This is a genomic window from Streptomyces sp. NBC_01433, from assembly GCF_026340105.1.
Classification (GTDB): Bacteria; Actinomycetota; Actinomycetes; order Streptomycetales; family Streptomycetaceae; genus Streptomyces.
This window is the reverse complement of sequence record NZ_JAPEPM010000001.1, coordinates 1,989,457-2,003,189: the sequence shown is the minus strand read 5'-3', so window position 1 is coordinate 2,003,189 and position 13,733 is coordinate 1,989,457. Positions and strand designations below refer to the sequence as shown.

The following is a 13,733-nucleotide window of genomic DNA, read 5'->3' as shown; positions in this document are numbered from 1 at the left end:
GGTGTGTGGAGTGCGGGGTGGAGTGTGGGTGCGGGTTCGGTGGGAGGTGCGCTGGGGGTGTGGTGCTGTGGTGCTGTTTTGCTGTGGATCCGTGGATCCGTGGATCCGTGGGTCAGCGGCGGATGCCCGTGGCGAACGGCAGGGTGTTCACGAAGGCGCGGTGGTGCTCGCGGTCGCACCATTCCAGCTTCAGATACGACTTGCCGGCCGAGGCCCGGATCGTCCGCTTGTCGCGGGCGAGGGACTCGGGTGATCGGGACGACACGGTGATGTACCCCACCAGGTTCACCCCGGCCGCGCCGCTCGCCAGATCTTCACCCCGCTGGTCGAGCCGGCCGTGGGCGGCGATGTCGCGTGGGTCGACGGTGCGGTTCATCTTGGCCTGGCGGCTGGCCTCGGCCTCGTCGTTCGTCTTCTCCGTCAGCATGCGCTCGATGGCGACCTCGGTGGGTTCGAGGTCCATGCAGACCGCGACCGTACGGATGACGTCGGGGGTGTGCACGAGGAGCGGTGCCAGGAAGTTGACGCCGACGGGGGTCATCGGCCACTCCTTCACCCAGGCCGTGGCGTGGCACCAGGGGGCGCGGGTCGAGGATTCGCGGGTCTTGGCCTGGAGGAACGTCGGCTCGACCGCGTCCAGTTCGGCCGGCCAGGCGTTGCGCTTCGTCATCGCCTGGATGTGGTCGATGGGGTGGTCGGGGTCGTACATCGAGTGGACGAGGGAGGCCAGGCGGCTCTGGCCGAGCGGCTGGCGTACCCGGATGTCGGCCTCGGCGAGGCGGGCGCAGATGTCGGTGAGCTCGCGGGCCATGACGACGGCGAGACCGGCGTCGCGGTCGAGCTTGCGACCGCCCTGGGGGCGGGCCGCGCGGGCCATGGCGTGGCCCTCGGCGGCCAGTTCGCGGCTGTAGTGCATGCAGGCGACGAGGTAGGCGCGGTGCTGCTCGCTGGAGGTGGAGACCATGGACTGGAGTTGGTCGTAGGACTCCTGGAGCCAGCCGGGTGAGGCCTTGTCGCCGCGCTGGGCGACGTCCTTGGCGTGCGCGTCGGGGTCGGCGGGCAGCGTACGGGCCAGCATCTGGAGGCGGGTCACGAAGCCGTCGCCGTTGGCCACGTGCTTGAGCAGGGTGCCGAACCGGTCGACCAGCGCTTCCTGGTCCTCGCTGTCGCGGAGGCCGACGCCGGGACCCTCGATCTCGATGGCGGCGGTGACGGTGCGGCGGTCGGCGTGGAGGAGTACGGCGATCTCGTCGGGGCCGAAGGGGGCCGCGAGCCAGCCGATCCGGCCGATGCCGGGCGGCGGGCCGATCTCGACCTCACGGCCGTCGGCGCTGACGCCCGCTTCCATGGCGGTGGAGCGGTACGCGGTGCCGCGCCGCAGGGACCGCTTGAAGCTGCGGTTGATCTCGAACCACTTGTAGAAGGTGCGGTGCTTGTACGGGACGTACACGATGGCCAGCGCCAGCATGGGGAAGCCCATGAGCAGCACGATCCGCAGGGACAGGACGGGGACGATCAGCCCGCTCATCATGCCGAGGAACGCACCGGCGATGATCAGGGCGATCTCGCCGGTCTCGCGGTTCTTGCCGACGATCGCGTTCGGCCGGGCGCGGCCGATGAGATACGTACGGCGGGGCGTGATCATGTGGGACTGGGTCGTCAACGCCCTCCACCTCCTGTGTTCGGATTACCTGTGCTGCCTGAACCGCCCCGGGGGGAGCGGCTGCCGTGGGGAGTGCCGGAGGTGGGGCCGCCTCCGCTGCGGGGCGAAGGTGCGGCGGAGGGGACAGATCCGCCGCCGCCTCCGCTCCCGCCGGTACTGCGGGAGCTGTGCGCGGCGACACCGCCGCTGGCGGGGTTGGACGGGCGGGCGCCGCCTCCGCCGCCTCCGCTGTTCTGGTCGTTGCGGCCGCTGTGGGTCTTGATGCCCTGGGAGACGAGGGCGGCCGGGGAGCTGATCAGGGCGGCGGCCTGGGCGCCGTCGGTGGCCTGCTTGCGGTTGGTGCGGGCGCCCTGGATCTCGTCGCCGAAGCCGGGGACGAAGCGGTAGATCATGGCGGAGGCGAAGATGGCCAGCAGGATGATCGCGAGGCCGGAGACGACGGCGGAGAAGGCGTCGGGGCCGTCGTCCTCGGAGAGTGCCCCGGCCAGGCCGAGCACGATGACGATGACCGGTTTCACCATGATCACCGCGATCATGATGCCCGCCCAGCGGCGTACGTGGCCCCACATGTTCTTGTCGACGAGGCCGGAGTACACGACGATGCCGAGGAGCGCGCCGACGTAGAGCAGGGCTGCTCGGATGACGAGCTCCAGCCACAGGACCCCGGCGGCGAGGATCGAGACGAGCGAGACGACGATCAGCATGATCGGCCCGCCCCCGATGTCGGTGCCCTTCTTGAGGGCCTCGGCGAACGAGCCGAAGAAGACATCGGTCTGGCCGCCGGTGGAGCTGGCGATGACCTCGGTGACGCCGTCGGTGGCCGAGACGACCGTGTACAGGATGAGCGGCGTGAACGCGGAGGCGAGGACGGTCAGCCAGAGGAAGCCGACGGCCTCGGAGATCGCGGTGGTGAGCGGGACGCCGCGGATGGCGCGCTTGGCTACGGCGAGCAGCCACAGTACGAGGGTGAGGATGGTGGAGGCCGCGAAGATGACGGCGTACTGCTGGAGGAACTTGGGGTTCGTGAAGTCGACGTTCGCGGTGCTCTTCACGGCCTCGCTGAGCTTGCCGACGATCCACGCGGCGGCGTCGGCGCAGCCGCGGGCCAGGGAGGCGAGGGGGTCCGCGGAGTCTGGGGTGGGGGGGGCGGAACCTCTGGAGCCCGCCTTCTCGCCGTCCTCGCAGTAGTCCTTGGCGAGGCCCACGATGAGGTCGCAAGGGTTGTTGCTCTTGCTCGGCGATGGCGAAGGGGTCGGTGTGGGGGCAGCGGATGCGCGGGATGCCAGCAGGATGACCGTGGCAGGAAGGCTGCTCAGGAGGGCGGTGAGCGAGAGTGCACGGAAGCGACGGCTATCGGGCATAGGTGAACCCTCCATATCCTTCTACCGCACCGGCGATGTCATCGGCAGTTGATGCCCGGTTGTCGCCGCTGACCGGCGTCGGGCCCTCCGCTTGGGTGGACGACTCGATCTTCCAGTCGCCCTCGACCCACTTGAGCTTCTCGGAGATGGTGAACCATGTCTCGGCGACAGGCTTGGTGGAGCCTTGGCCGGCCATTCCGACCAGGCCCGTGCACCACACCTCGACGGTGGCCGTGTCAGCGCTCCGCGCGATCACTTTGGTGCCTACTGGGACGGTCCGGGAGACGAAGGTCAGCCCGGCGGGGGTGCTGCCGTCCTCGTTCAGGCCGACGTTCTTGTAGAAGTCCGGTGAGTAGGCCCGGTCCAGGTCGGTCTGCAGGCTGCCGACGACCGAGGGGTCGTGAGTGGCTTGGAGGATGCCTTGCCGTGCCTCGGCGTCGAACATTTCCGCAGATCCCAGCGCCACCGCATAGTTCGCCGCCGCGCTCTGTGCCCCCTGCTCGTCGTGGGCGAAGCCCGAGGCGATCGTGCCGTTCTTGCCCTGTACCGGCTTGGTGCCCGTGGCTTCCGTCGGAGCCGGGCCCGCGGCGCCCGGCTTCTTTCCGTTGCCGGTTGCCTCGTCGTCGCTGTTGCCGCCGCCCCGGTTCGCGAAGGCGATGGCGGCGATGAGGAGGACGACGATGCCGACGACGGTGACGAGGGAGCGGGAGCTGCGGGCGGGGCGGCGGGCGTGGGGGGTCGCGGTGTCGCCGTCGGGGAGGCGGGTGCGGGTCTGGCGGGTGCCGCCGAGGGTGCTGTACGGGTCGTCCGTGCGACCCCCCTGGTCCATGCCGCGGTAGTCGTGCTCGTCGCCGGGACTCATGCCGCGTACGCTCCCTCGGTCGTGTGCGGATCCGCGCAGGACGACGGTAGCTGTGCTGGTTGCCGCGTGGGCGCGGTGTGGTGACTCGACATCAGGGAGACGCAACCTCAGCCGGTGGGCACGACGGGCGGATGGTGGGGGAGCGGGCTGGGACGGCCCGGGGTGGAATGAGGGCGGGTGACGGCGAGCAGGGCCGGCCGACGGCCGGTCAGACGGCCATTCCGTAGACAATGGTGAACAGGGTGCCCAGTGAGCCGATGATGAAGACTCCGGTCAGGCCCGCCACGATCAGGCCCTTGCCCTGTTCCGCGCTGAACGTGTCACGCAGCGCCGTCGCCCCGATGCGCTGCTTCGCCGCGCCCCAGATCGCGATGCCGAGGCAGAGCAGGATGGCGATCGCCATCACCACCTCGATCATGATGCGCGCCTCGTTGCCCAGCGTCCCGAACGGCCCCCAGTTCGGGGCGATTCCGCCGATGATGGTGGTGATGTCGCCCTTTTCCGCTGCCAGGATCATGTAAGTCACCGCCCCTGTTGGGTAGTTCGCTGCCCGCGCCGAACGGCAACGGGTCGCCTTCTATCTTCGCTGATGAAACCGCGCCCGCACGACGCCTTCCCGGGTCTCTTTACCCGGATCTCGCACGTTTGACCGGGACGGCTGCCCTGACCTGCGGCTCATTCCGGTTTTCCCGCGCATATGCACAGTCACTCTGTGTATCACGCGATATGACCACGAGCAACGACGGTGGCCATGGGTTCCCGACACGGTTGCAGCGTTCGTGGGGCACGGGGTGTTCGTATGCGCCGTTCGAGAGCCGTCGGTGCGCCGGTCGGCTTCGCGTTCGACGTGTTCGACGCTTCGTCAGGAGTCGGGTGGGGAAGGGGGCGCCGCTTGGAGCCGCGCCGTGAGACTCACAGGATGGTGCGGCTCGGGGGTGCTGAACGGTGTGGCGTCATCCAATGCCTGGATGGCCGAAAATCGCACCAGGTGCCGTCGAAGGGGAAGGCTCCGGACTCCGCGAGCCCGGCCATCCGTTCTCCCTCGGCGCGGATGGACGCGGCCTCCTCCGCGGACCAGTAGGCGGGGTGACCGGTCTTCTCGGCGAACGACCGCTCGTCCTTCCACCGCCACGTCCGGTCGGGCGCCACGGTGATGTCGAGCTCGTGGTCGACGACGTCGATGTCCTCGCCGTGGTGCGCGCGGCGTTCCAGGTTCACGTACCAGCCGCGGAATTTCTGACGGCGGCCGAAGAACCAGAACACCGCGTGCCCGGCTCCGAGCGGCTGGTGGATGAGCGCGCTGCCCATGGGCCAGCGGTCGGCTTTCACCGGGTACCCGTGCGCGGGGCGGTCCTGCGGCGGGATGTCGCGGAGATGGGCGCCGCCGGGTAGTTCGGTGCGCCACATCGGTGTTCCGGTCTCCAGCCAGAGCAGCTGGCCCACCCTCGTACGTTCGACGAGGCGTACGGGGACGGAGGAACTCAGGTGGCCGCCGACGAAGAGGTTCCAGCGGAGTATCCCGCCCGGTGCGTCGTCCATCGGGCGATCATGCCACTGGGAGTTCGGGTGCGAGTCGCTCGTATGAACTCCTTGTATGAACCCCTCGTATGAACAGGTTGCATGAACGCCTCGTGCGGGTCCCTCGCGTGAACCCCTTGGCGGCGGCGCACCTGTCTGAGTTCGGCCTCCTGACCGCGTTCCCGTCCGCGCCTTCCTTGCCGCGCCTTCCTTACGCCTCGTTGTCGGCCGGGACTCCGAGCAGGGACAGTTCGTCGATGGTGAGCCGGAGTGCGCCGGCGGCCACGTTGTCGGCCAGGTGGTCGGGGTTGCCGGTGCCGGGGATGGCCAGGACGTGGGGCCCGCGGTTCAACGTCCATGCCAGGCGGACCTGGGCGGGTGTCACCCCGTGCGCGCGGGCCACGGTGAGCACCCGGTCGTTCTCGGTGGCGGCCGCACCTGCCTCGCGGCCCGCCCCGGCGATGGCGAAGAACGGTACGTAGGCGATGCCCTGCGCACCGCAGGCGTCCAGGAACTCGTGCTCCTCGCGCGGTGCGCCGACCGCGTACGCGTTCTGGACGCAGACCACCGGTGCGATGGCCAGGGCCTCGGCGAGGTGGTCGGGACGGGCGTTGGAGATACCCAGGTGGCGGATGAGCCCGGCCTCGCGGAGTTCGGCCAGTGCTCCGAAGTGGGCGGCGATCGACCCGGAGGTCTCCTTGCGCGGGACGCGCAGGTTCACCACGTCGAGGTGGTCGCGGCCGAGCTGGCGCAGGTTCTCCTCGACCTGGCCGCGCAGCTGCTCCGGGGTGGCCCAGTGCCATTCGCCCCACGTGTCGCGTCCGGGGCCGACCTTGGTGGTGATGACGAGGTCGTCCGCGTACGGGGCCAGTGCCCGGTTGATCAGTTCATTGGCCGAGCGCAGCGGTGAGAAGTAGAAGGCGGCGGTGTCGATGTGGTTCACACCCAGTTCGAGCGCCCGGCGCAGGACGGTGAGGGCCCGGTCGCGGTCGATGGGGGTGCCGTCGGCGTTCTCCGTGAGGCGCATCGTGCCGTAGCCGATGCGGTTGACCGTCAGGTCACCGAGCTTCCAGGTGCCGGCGGCTGAGGCCGCGGGCGTCGAGTTGATCTCTTCTGGGGGCATCAGCGGATGATGGCATGAACGGTGCTCCGCCAGCCCGTGCTTGGGCCGACCCGGTCTCGTGGCGGTGAACCAGGTCACCCTTCCGCTTCTCGGCCGGGGGGAGAGAGGGCCCGTCACACGGACCGGGCGATCCCGTGGATCAGGTCGCGGGATTCCTCGATGCCGAGTGCCGCGTCGTCGAGCCGTTCGAGCAGCAGCCGGTAGTGCGTGAGCTGGGCCTCGGAATCGATGAACAGCGGGCCGTGCGACTGGTCGAGCTGCGCGGTGTCCAGGCAGGGAACGGGCCCGTGGACGTAGTACACGGACTGGCCGGACCCCGGGTAGTACGCGGCTTCGAACGGGATCACGCGCACCGTGACGTGATCGACTTCGCTCGCCTCCAGTAAGTGGAGGAGTTGGGCGTGCACCACCACGGGGCCACCGAACCTCATGCGAAGCGCCGCTTCATGGATGAAGGCCCGGTACGGGACGGACCCGTTCCCGTACAACGCGGCCTGACGCCTGGTCTGGTACGAGACACGGTCCTCGATCTCCGGCGGCGAGATCTCGGGCACTGCCTGACGGTGCAGCTCACGCGCGTGATCGACCGTCTGGAGCAGGCCGGGGAGATGGATGCTGTGCGCCGCGTGCAACGCCGTGCCGTGGTGCTCGATCTCGGCCAGATCGAGCAGTTCGGGCGGCAGCGTCTCCCGGTACTCCTCCCACCAGCCGCGCCTGCGGTCACCCGTCATGGCGACCAGTGCCTCGATGAGGGCCTGATCGGTGCAGGAGTAGGCCCTGGCGGCGACGCGTACGCGGTCGGCGCTCACTCCGAACCGGGCCACCTCCATATTGCTCAGCTGCCCCGGACTGGTGCCCAGCAGACCTGCGGCCTGAGTGGTGGTCAGTCCGGCGCGCCGGCGCAATCTGCGCAGTTCCGCTCCGAGGCGGCTGCGACGAGCGGTCGGTGCGGCTCTGCCTGCCATCGCGAACCCTCCCGGGAGGTGTGTTGATCGCGCGGTCACTCACACGAGTGGTTCGCGGCGGGAATTCCACCCATCGCGTGCAAAGAATCCTTGCGCGAATCTAGTGTCGGTTCCAAGGTCATCAGCCCGGTGCCGCCCGCTCGACGGGGCGGTCGTATCGCCGGGAATCGCGCTGTCCGATCCACCGACACCCCTCCGTGAACGGAGACTTCCATGGCCACGGCCACCGTATCGCCGCCCTGGGCCTACACCCTCCACCTCCCGCAGGATCCGCGCGCACCCGGAATCGCCCGGTCGACCCTCCGTACGGTGCTGCGCGCGCACGGGCTGGCCGAACTCCGCGAAACCGCGGAACTGTTGGCGAGTGAGCTGGTCACCAACGCGTACCGCCACTCGGCGGGCGAGTACGCGCTGCGGCTGTGGGGAGCGGGTCGGCGACGGATCCGGCTGAGCGTGTGGGACACGAATCCGGAAATACCCGCTCCGTTCGACGGGGTGCGGAGGGCGGAGCAGCAGCCCGAGCTGGCCGAGCACGGGCGCGGTCTGCACCTTGTCAGCCTCTGCGCGGACAACTGGGGTGCGTACGCGATGCGGGGCGGGCTGCCGGGGCGGGACGGGAAGCTGCTGTGGGTCGAGTGCGGGGGCGGGCGGGGCGAGTCGGAGCCTCGTGAGACATGGGAGACGTAGGAGTCGTGGCAGACGTAGGAGTCGTAGGGCCGGAAAACGGCACGTTCGGGTGAAGCATGCGCCCCGGCCGGTGCCTTGTGGGCCCTGATGAGGCAAGGGCAGTGCCGCTCCTGGGTGTACGTGACGGCGGCGTGTCGAGTAGTTCCGATTTGGCACAGTGCCGCTCCACGATCAAGGAGCGGGTGAGCTGGGTGAGTGGTGGTCGGCAGAGGCAGAGGCTGAGTGATCTGGCCGGACCGACGGGTGGCGGCGCGGAGCTGAGACACAGTGACGGGCCGTGGACGCGGGCCGCCGGGGGAGCGGAAGCCCTGCGTACGCATATGGGCCCGGTGAAAGCCGAGTTGGAGGCGGCCCACGAGGGGCTGGTGGCGGGAGCCGGTGCGCTGGTGGCGCTGGCCGAACTGGGTGCCGTACGGGACTCCTGGGAGCGGCGGATCGAGGCCGCACGCGGTGAGTGCGACGACCTGGCCGGGAAACTGCGTGCCGTGGCACGGACCCAGTGCGAGACGAACGAAGCCGTGAAGTCCGCCTTCGCGCCGGTGTCGGCGAACGACGGTGGGATTCGGTGAGTGGGGTGCGTGGTGCGCCTGGGGTGTTTGGTGAGCACGGTGGCGTGCGCGGTATGTCCTCCACCTTGACGTGGGCGACGTTGCGCGAGGTGAAGTGCGACGAGCTGGAGGGCGCGGCCGACGGGTGGGGCAGGGCCGCGAACCGGGCCGACGCGGCCCGCGACCGTATCGAGAAGCAGCTCCTGAAGGGCCTCCGCGAGACGCAGCGGGGCGAGGCGGCCGAGGCGGCGGTCGGACGGCTGCGTCGGCTCGCCCGGAATTTCCAGTACGTGTACACGGAGTGCGGCCTGCTGCGTACGGCGATGAACGGCCTGGCCCACGAGATGAAGACCCAGCAGCGGGCGTTGCGGAATGCGTTGGACGACGCGGCGGCGCTGGAGTTCACCGTGCACGCGGACGGTTCGGTGACCTATCCGGAGGCCGGAGTCGGCCTGATCGACGGTAATCCGTTGCCGGGCGGCACGGCGTCGGGGGTGGCCGAGCCGGGGCTCGTGGCGCCGTCCGGGCTGGTCGCGCCCAACCCGAACACGGCAAAGGCCCAGGACATCGCCGACCGGGTGGTGAGGGCCGTACGCGCGGCGGCCGAGGCGGACTGGCGGTACGCGGGCATCCTCCGGAAGCTGAAGGCCGAGGAGGGGCTGAGGGTCCCGGACGCGACGTGGACGGACGCGGCGGCGGACGCGGCCGCGGTGCGGAACGCGGCGGGTGGCTACTTGGAGAAGGCCATCCCGCTCGACGCGACTCCGGCCGAGCGCAAGGAGTGGTGGGCCCGGCTGACGGACGAACAGCGCGAGGAGTACCTCGCGGTGTACCCGGACCGGATCGGCAACCTGGACGGGATCCCGGCCCTGGTGCGGGACGCGGCCAACCGGGACAACCTGCGGCTGCTCATCGGCAAGTTGGAGGGGCAGGACGATGACGCGGCGGCGACGCGGCTGGTGGCCCTGCGCGAGATCGACCGGCAGCTGCAGGCCGTCCCCAGGGCGGGGGACCCACCGATGTACCTGCTCGGCATCGGCGATGCGGGGAACGGGCGGGCGATCGTCTCGTACGGAAACCCTGATACGTCGAGGAATGTGGCGGCCTATGTCCCGGGGCTGAATACGTCCCTGGATGAAGAATTCGCGAAAGGTGATCTCAAGCGGTCTCGTGATCTGGCGATCGGTGCACAACGGCACGATCCCTCCACGGCGGCGATCACATGGCTCGGATATGACGCGCCTCAGTCACCCGACGGGTGGGGAAGCCTGGCTGTCGCGAGTGACGGGAGAGCCCAGGGCGGCGGGAAGTCCTTCCACGAGTTTATGGGTGGCTTGGCGGCGACCAATGAGCATGGTGAGCCACACATGACAGCAATCGGGCATTCCTACGGGTCCCGGACGGTGGGAGCCGCTACCCAGTACGGAGACGGAATCCCGGGCGTCAGCGACATCGTCCTTGTGGGGAGCCCTGGCGTGGGCGTGGACAGCGCCGACGAACTCGGAGTGGGTAGGGACCATGTCTTCGTCGGTGCGGCGAAGAACGACATTGTCACCGAACTGCCGTCCAAGGGGCAGTCCTTGATCGGCTCTGCCGGGCTGTTGTTCGGCGGCCCGGCGGCTGCGTATGTCGCGGGGGATATCGCTGACCCTGGAGATGACGATGTGTGGTTCGGCAAGGACCCGGCCAGTGACGCATTCGGGGCGCGGCGCTTCCAGGTGGACGACGGCCCGCCGCTGGTCGGGCAGGGCGGGCTCTCCATCGACGCGCACTCGCAGTACTTCGACCCGGAACTCGACAGGTCGTCAGCAGACAGCATCGGGCTGATCGCTGCCGGACATTCTCACAAGGTCAAGATGGAGGAACCGCGATGAACCCTCGTGCACGGCCGGTGGTTGCGGCGATTCTGGCGGGGGTGCTGTTGTCGGGCTGCGATGTGGCAGAGAGCGAAGATATGAATATGCAGGAGGCGGCAGAGCATGCCGATGTAGTTCTTGACGCCGTTCTCAAGGAGATTGAGCCGAGCGTCAACTGGACCCACGGTCCGACAACCACCGGAAGTTGCACCGTAACGCGGAGGCGGACAGTGATGACCATTGTTTCCGCCGAACGCCGGGGGAGCCTGCTGGGTGTCGTCGATCGCTTCTGGCGCAAAAGCGGATACAGGATCAACGCGGTCAACAATGACGCCGATATCCCGGCGATCTACGCCGAGACGGAGAACGGGTTCGGCGTAAGCCTGATCGTCGCGGACAAAGGACAGATCCACTTCGACGTCGACACCCCCTGCGTCACGCCCTCCGAAGTGGCCGATTCCACCAGCAGGGCGACCGCCCCCACCTACGAGGGCATGGAGCACATCCCCCGCCCCAACATCCGCTCCGACTTCTGGTCCGCCGGGACCCTCGCGGCCGGGGCGGCGGCGTCTTCCCCGTGACCGGAGCAATCCATCTCAACTTGCCCACCGGGCAATGTTTTTGAGCCCTGCATTGGGCCCTGGGGCCCATGCTGCGTCCCCTGCCGCTGTGGTCGCATACGTGGAGTGATTTATCTGTCGCTGCGCCGCCCACTCACAAGGTAGGGGACTGGTCTTGTCTGGCATACGAGGAGTCGCGGTTCCGGGCGGCGTTGATGTAAGCGCTGCCGCGGTCCGTCAGGGCGGGCATTCGATGCCACGCCCACTGCAGGCGGTGCTCATTCTCGTCCAAGTGCTCCTCGTGGCCACGATCGTGGGTGCGATCGAGGTGTTGTCGGTCGCCTCGTCGGTCGATGCCGTCGACGGCTACCTGATCGGGATGCTTCTGTACGCCGCGCTGCCTGGCCTCTGCGGTTTCGTGCTGTCTCTGTATGCGCGTACAGGAGGCGTCTGGATCTGGCGTGGGCTGCTCGCCGTACACATCTGGTTCATCCTCGGCGCGTTGGCGACGCTGAGCGGTGACGCCGGGGTGCAGGGGGTGACGCGGCTGGTGGTTCCTGCCGCCGTCGTCGTGTTGCTGACGCGGCCCGGGTCACGTGAGTGGTTCCGGCTGAGTCGTGAACAGCGCTCCGTGCAACGGTCGTTCGGCGTGGCCCGGATGGTGAGGCTGCGCCGGGACAGTGGCCAGAGCGCGTTGGAGTACCTGGGTCTGGTCCTGGTGGTCGTGGCCCTCGTCGGCGCGATCACGGCGACGGGTATCGGCGGGTCGGTGTCCGGTCGGCTCCAGAGTGCGATCTGCGAGTTGACCGGCAGCTCGTGCCCGGCTCCGGGTACTGATGTGGAGGCCGGCGGCGGTTCCGGTTCCGGGGGCGGCCAGGGCGGCGCGGGTTCGGCCTCCGGCGGCGCCGGCTCCGAAGGGTCGACCGTCACCGGTGGCACGACGTCCGGTGGGTCCGACTCCGCTGGGTCCGCCGCGTCCGGTGGGTCCGACACGAGCGGATCCGGAGGCTCCGGCGGATCGGGCAGCGCTGGTGGGGCCGGTGGTGCCGGTGGTTCCGAAGGGTCTGCCGCGTCCGGTGGGGGCGATTCCGCTACGCCGGTCGACGCGGGTAGATCCGGTGGCGCCGGGGGAAGCGGCTCGGGCAGTGGTTCGGGCAGCGGCTCCGACGGCGGGTTCATCGACGGGTTCCTCGGTGACGGGCTCGGAGGCGATGTCAGTGGCATCGTCGACGCCGTCCTGCACCCCGTCGAGAGCGGCCGGGGCATCGTCGACCAGTGGACCCGGGACTCGCAGGACGCGAGCGACAAGTGGGACCGGGGCGACTTCATCGGTGCGGCCCTGGACCTGAACAAGGCCGCCGGTGGCGGTGGCGGCGCCGGAATGGGCATACCCGGCTCCGGCGGCCGGGTCGACGCCAAGGTGCGGGAGGCCGAGCGCGGGTACCTCAACGACCGCATCCCGCAGAACGCCACCGCGGCCCAGCGCAAGGCCTGGTGGGACGGGCTGTCGCAGGAGCAGCGCGAACGGTACATCGAGCTGAGCCCGGAGCGGATCGGCAGCCTCGACGGCATTCCGGTCGAGGCCCGTGACGCGGCCAACCGCAAGAACCTCCAGGACCTGATCGGGAAGCTGGAGAAGACGGACACCGAGAAGGCCAAGAAGCAATTGGCGGGCCTCAAGGAGATCGACCGGCAGCTCAAGGAGAAGAAGCAGCCGCCGATGTATCTGATCGGTATCGGGGACGAGGGCAACGGGAGGGCCATCGTCTCGTACGGCAACCCGGACACGTCGAAGAACGTGTCGGCGTACGTACCGGGGCTGAACACGTCCCTGGACGAGGAGTTCGCCAAGAACGACCTCGGGCGCGCCCGGGACACGGCGATCGGTGCCCAGGGGTACGACGAGTCCACCGCGTCGATCGTCTGGCTCGGCTACGACGCTCCGCAGCTGCCGGACAGCGACGGTGTGGGCGGGTACTTCGCGGTGATGGGTACCGGACGGGCGGAGAAGGGCGGTGCGGCCTACAGCGACTTCATGGGCGGCATCGCGGCCACCAATCAGAACAAGGACCCGCATGTGACGGCCATCGGACACTCCTACGGCTCGCGCACCGTCGGTGCCGCGGCGAAGCGGGAGGGCGGCATTCCGGGGGTCGACGACATCATCCTGGTCGGCAGTCCCGGGGTGGGTGTGGACCACGCCGTGGACCTCGGGGTCGGCAGCGGGCACGTCTTCGTCGGAGCCGCCGCCAATGACCCGGTGACCAAGCTTCCGTCCAAGACGCAGGCCGCGGTGGGGGCCATCGGTCTCATCGCGGGCGGTCCCGGTGTCTCCTACCTGGTGGGAGATCTGGCCGATCCGGGGGACGATGACCTCTGGTTCGGCAAGGACCCGGCGAGCAAGGCGTTCGGGGCCCAGCGGTTCCCCGTGGACGCCGGGCCGCCGGTGATCAGTGGCAGCGGTGTCAGTCTGGACGCTCACTCGCAGTACTTCGATCCTGAACGGGACGCCGTCTCGGCGGACAGCATCGCTCTGATCGTGTCGGGGCACTCCGACCGGCTCAAGATGGAGGAACAAAGGTGAGGCGAA

General features: G+C 69.1%; 12 protein-coding genes. 5 read left to right on the top strand and 7 right to left on the bottom strand.

Going from position 1 to position 13,733, the window contains the following annotated elements; all coding sequences use genetic code 11:
* Positions 1 to 112: 112 nt before the first annotated feature.
* The 7 genes from OG413_RS09070 to OG413_RS09040 form a co-directional block, all read right to left on the bottom strand.
* Positions 113 to 1,663, bottom strand: a complete 1,551-nt coding sequence (locus OG413_RS09070; protein WP_266804132.1) for an SCO6880 family protein — start codon at positions 1,661 to 1,663, stop codon at positions 113 to 115.
* On the bottom strand, positions 1,660 to 3,024 hold the full coding sequence (locus OG413_RS09065; RefSeq protein WP_266804130.1) for a hypothetical protein: 1,365 nt from the start codon (positions 3,022 to 3,024) through the stop codon (positions 1,660 to 1,662). Before OG413_RS09065 ends, OG413_RS09070 begins: the two co-directional genes overlap by 4 nt.
* Positions 3,014 to 3,886, bottom strand: a complete 873-nt coding sequence (locus OG413_RS09060; RefSeq protein ID WP_266804128.1) for a hypothetical protein — start codon at positions 3,884 to 3,886, stop codon at positions 3,014 to 3,016. The genes OG413_RS09065 and OG413_RS09060 overlap by 11 nt, the downstream gene beginning before the upstream one ends.
* A 208-nt stretch (positions 3,887 to 4,094) precedes the next feature.
* A complete protein-coding gene (locus OG413_RS09055; RefSeq protein ID WP_015610155.1) occupies positions 4,095 to 4,403 on the bottom strand; it encodes a hypothetical protein in 309 nt (102 codons plus the stop codon).
* Positions 4,404 to 4,798: 395 nt separating this feature from the next.
* A complete protein-coding gene (locus OG413_RS09050; protein WP_266804126.1) occupies positions 4,799 to 5,425 on the bottom strand; it encodes a DUF402 domain-containing protein in 627 nt (208 codons plus the stop codon).
* Positions 5,426 to 5,615: 190 nt separating this feature from the next.
* On the bottom strand, positions 5,616 to 6,527 hold the full coding sequence (locus OG413_RS09045; RefSeq protein WP_266804124.1) for an aldo/keto reductase: 912 nt from the start codon (positions 6,525 to 6,527) through the stop codon (positions 5,616 to 5,618).
* A gap of 113 nt (positions 6,528 to 6,640) precedes the next feature.
* Positions 6,641 to 7,492, bottom strand: coding sequence for a DUF5753 domain-containing protein (locus OG413_RS09040; protein WP_266804122.1), 852 nt, complete (start codon positions 7,490 to 7,492; stop codon positions 6,641 to 6,643).
* 213 nt (positions 7,493 to 7,705) lie between these two features.
* Here OG413_RS09040 and OG413_RS09035 point away from each other — a divergent pair, with 213 nt between their 5' ends.
* From OG413_RS09035 to OG413_RS09015, 5 genes are all read left to right on the top strand, one after another.
* Entirely contained in the window at positions 7,706 to 8,179 is a 474-nt protein-coding gene (locus OG413_RS09035; protein ID WP_266804121.1) for an ATP-binding protein, read from the top strand.
* A gap of 191 nt (positions 8,180 to 8,370) precedes the next feature.
* Positions 8,371 to 8,748, top strand: a complete 378-nt coding sequence (locus tag OG413_RS09030) for a hypothetical protein (protein ID WP_266810011.1) — start codon at positions 8,371 to 8,373, stop codon at positions 8,746 to 8,748.
* 53 nt (positions 8,749 to 8,801) lie between these two features.
* Positions 8,802 to 10,601 carry an alpha/beta hydrolase gene (locus tag OG413_RS09025; RefSeq protein WP_266804119.1) on the top strand — a complete coding sequence of 600 codons (1,800 nt, stop codon included), beginning with the start codon at positions 8,802 to 8,804 and terminating at the stop codon, positions 10,599 to 10,601.
* 80 nt (positions 10,602 to 10,681) lie between these two features.
* On the top strand, positions 10,682 to 11,164 hold the full coding sequence (locus OG413_RS09020; protein WP_266810009.1) for a hypothetical protein: 483 nt from the start codon (positions 10,682 to 10,684) through the stop codon (positions 11,162 to 11,164).
* Between the two features lie 232 nt (positions 11,165 to 11,396).
* The gene (locus OG413_RS09015) at positions 11,397 to 13,727 is read left to right on the top strand and encodes an alpha/beta hydrolase (RefSeq protein ID WP_266804117.1); all 2,331 of its coding nucleotides are present in this window, start codon (positions 11,397 to 11,399) and stop codon (positions 13,725 to 13,727) included.
* Positions 13,728 to 13,733: the final 6 nt, after the last annotated feature.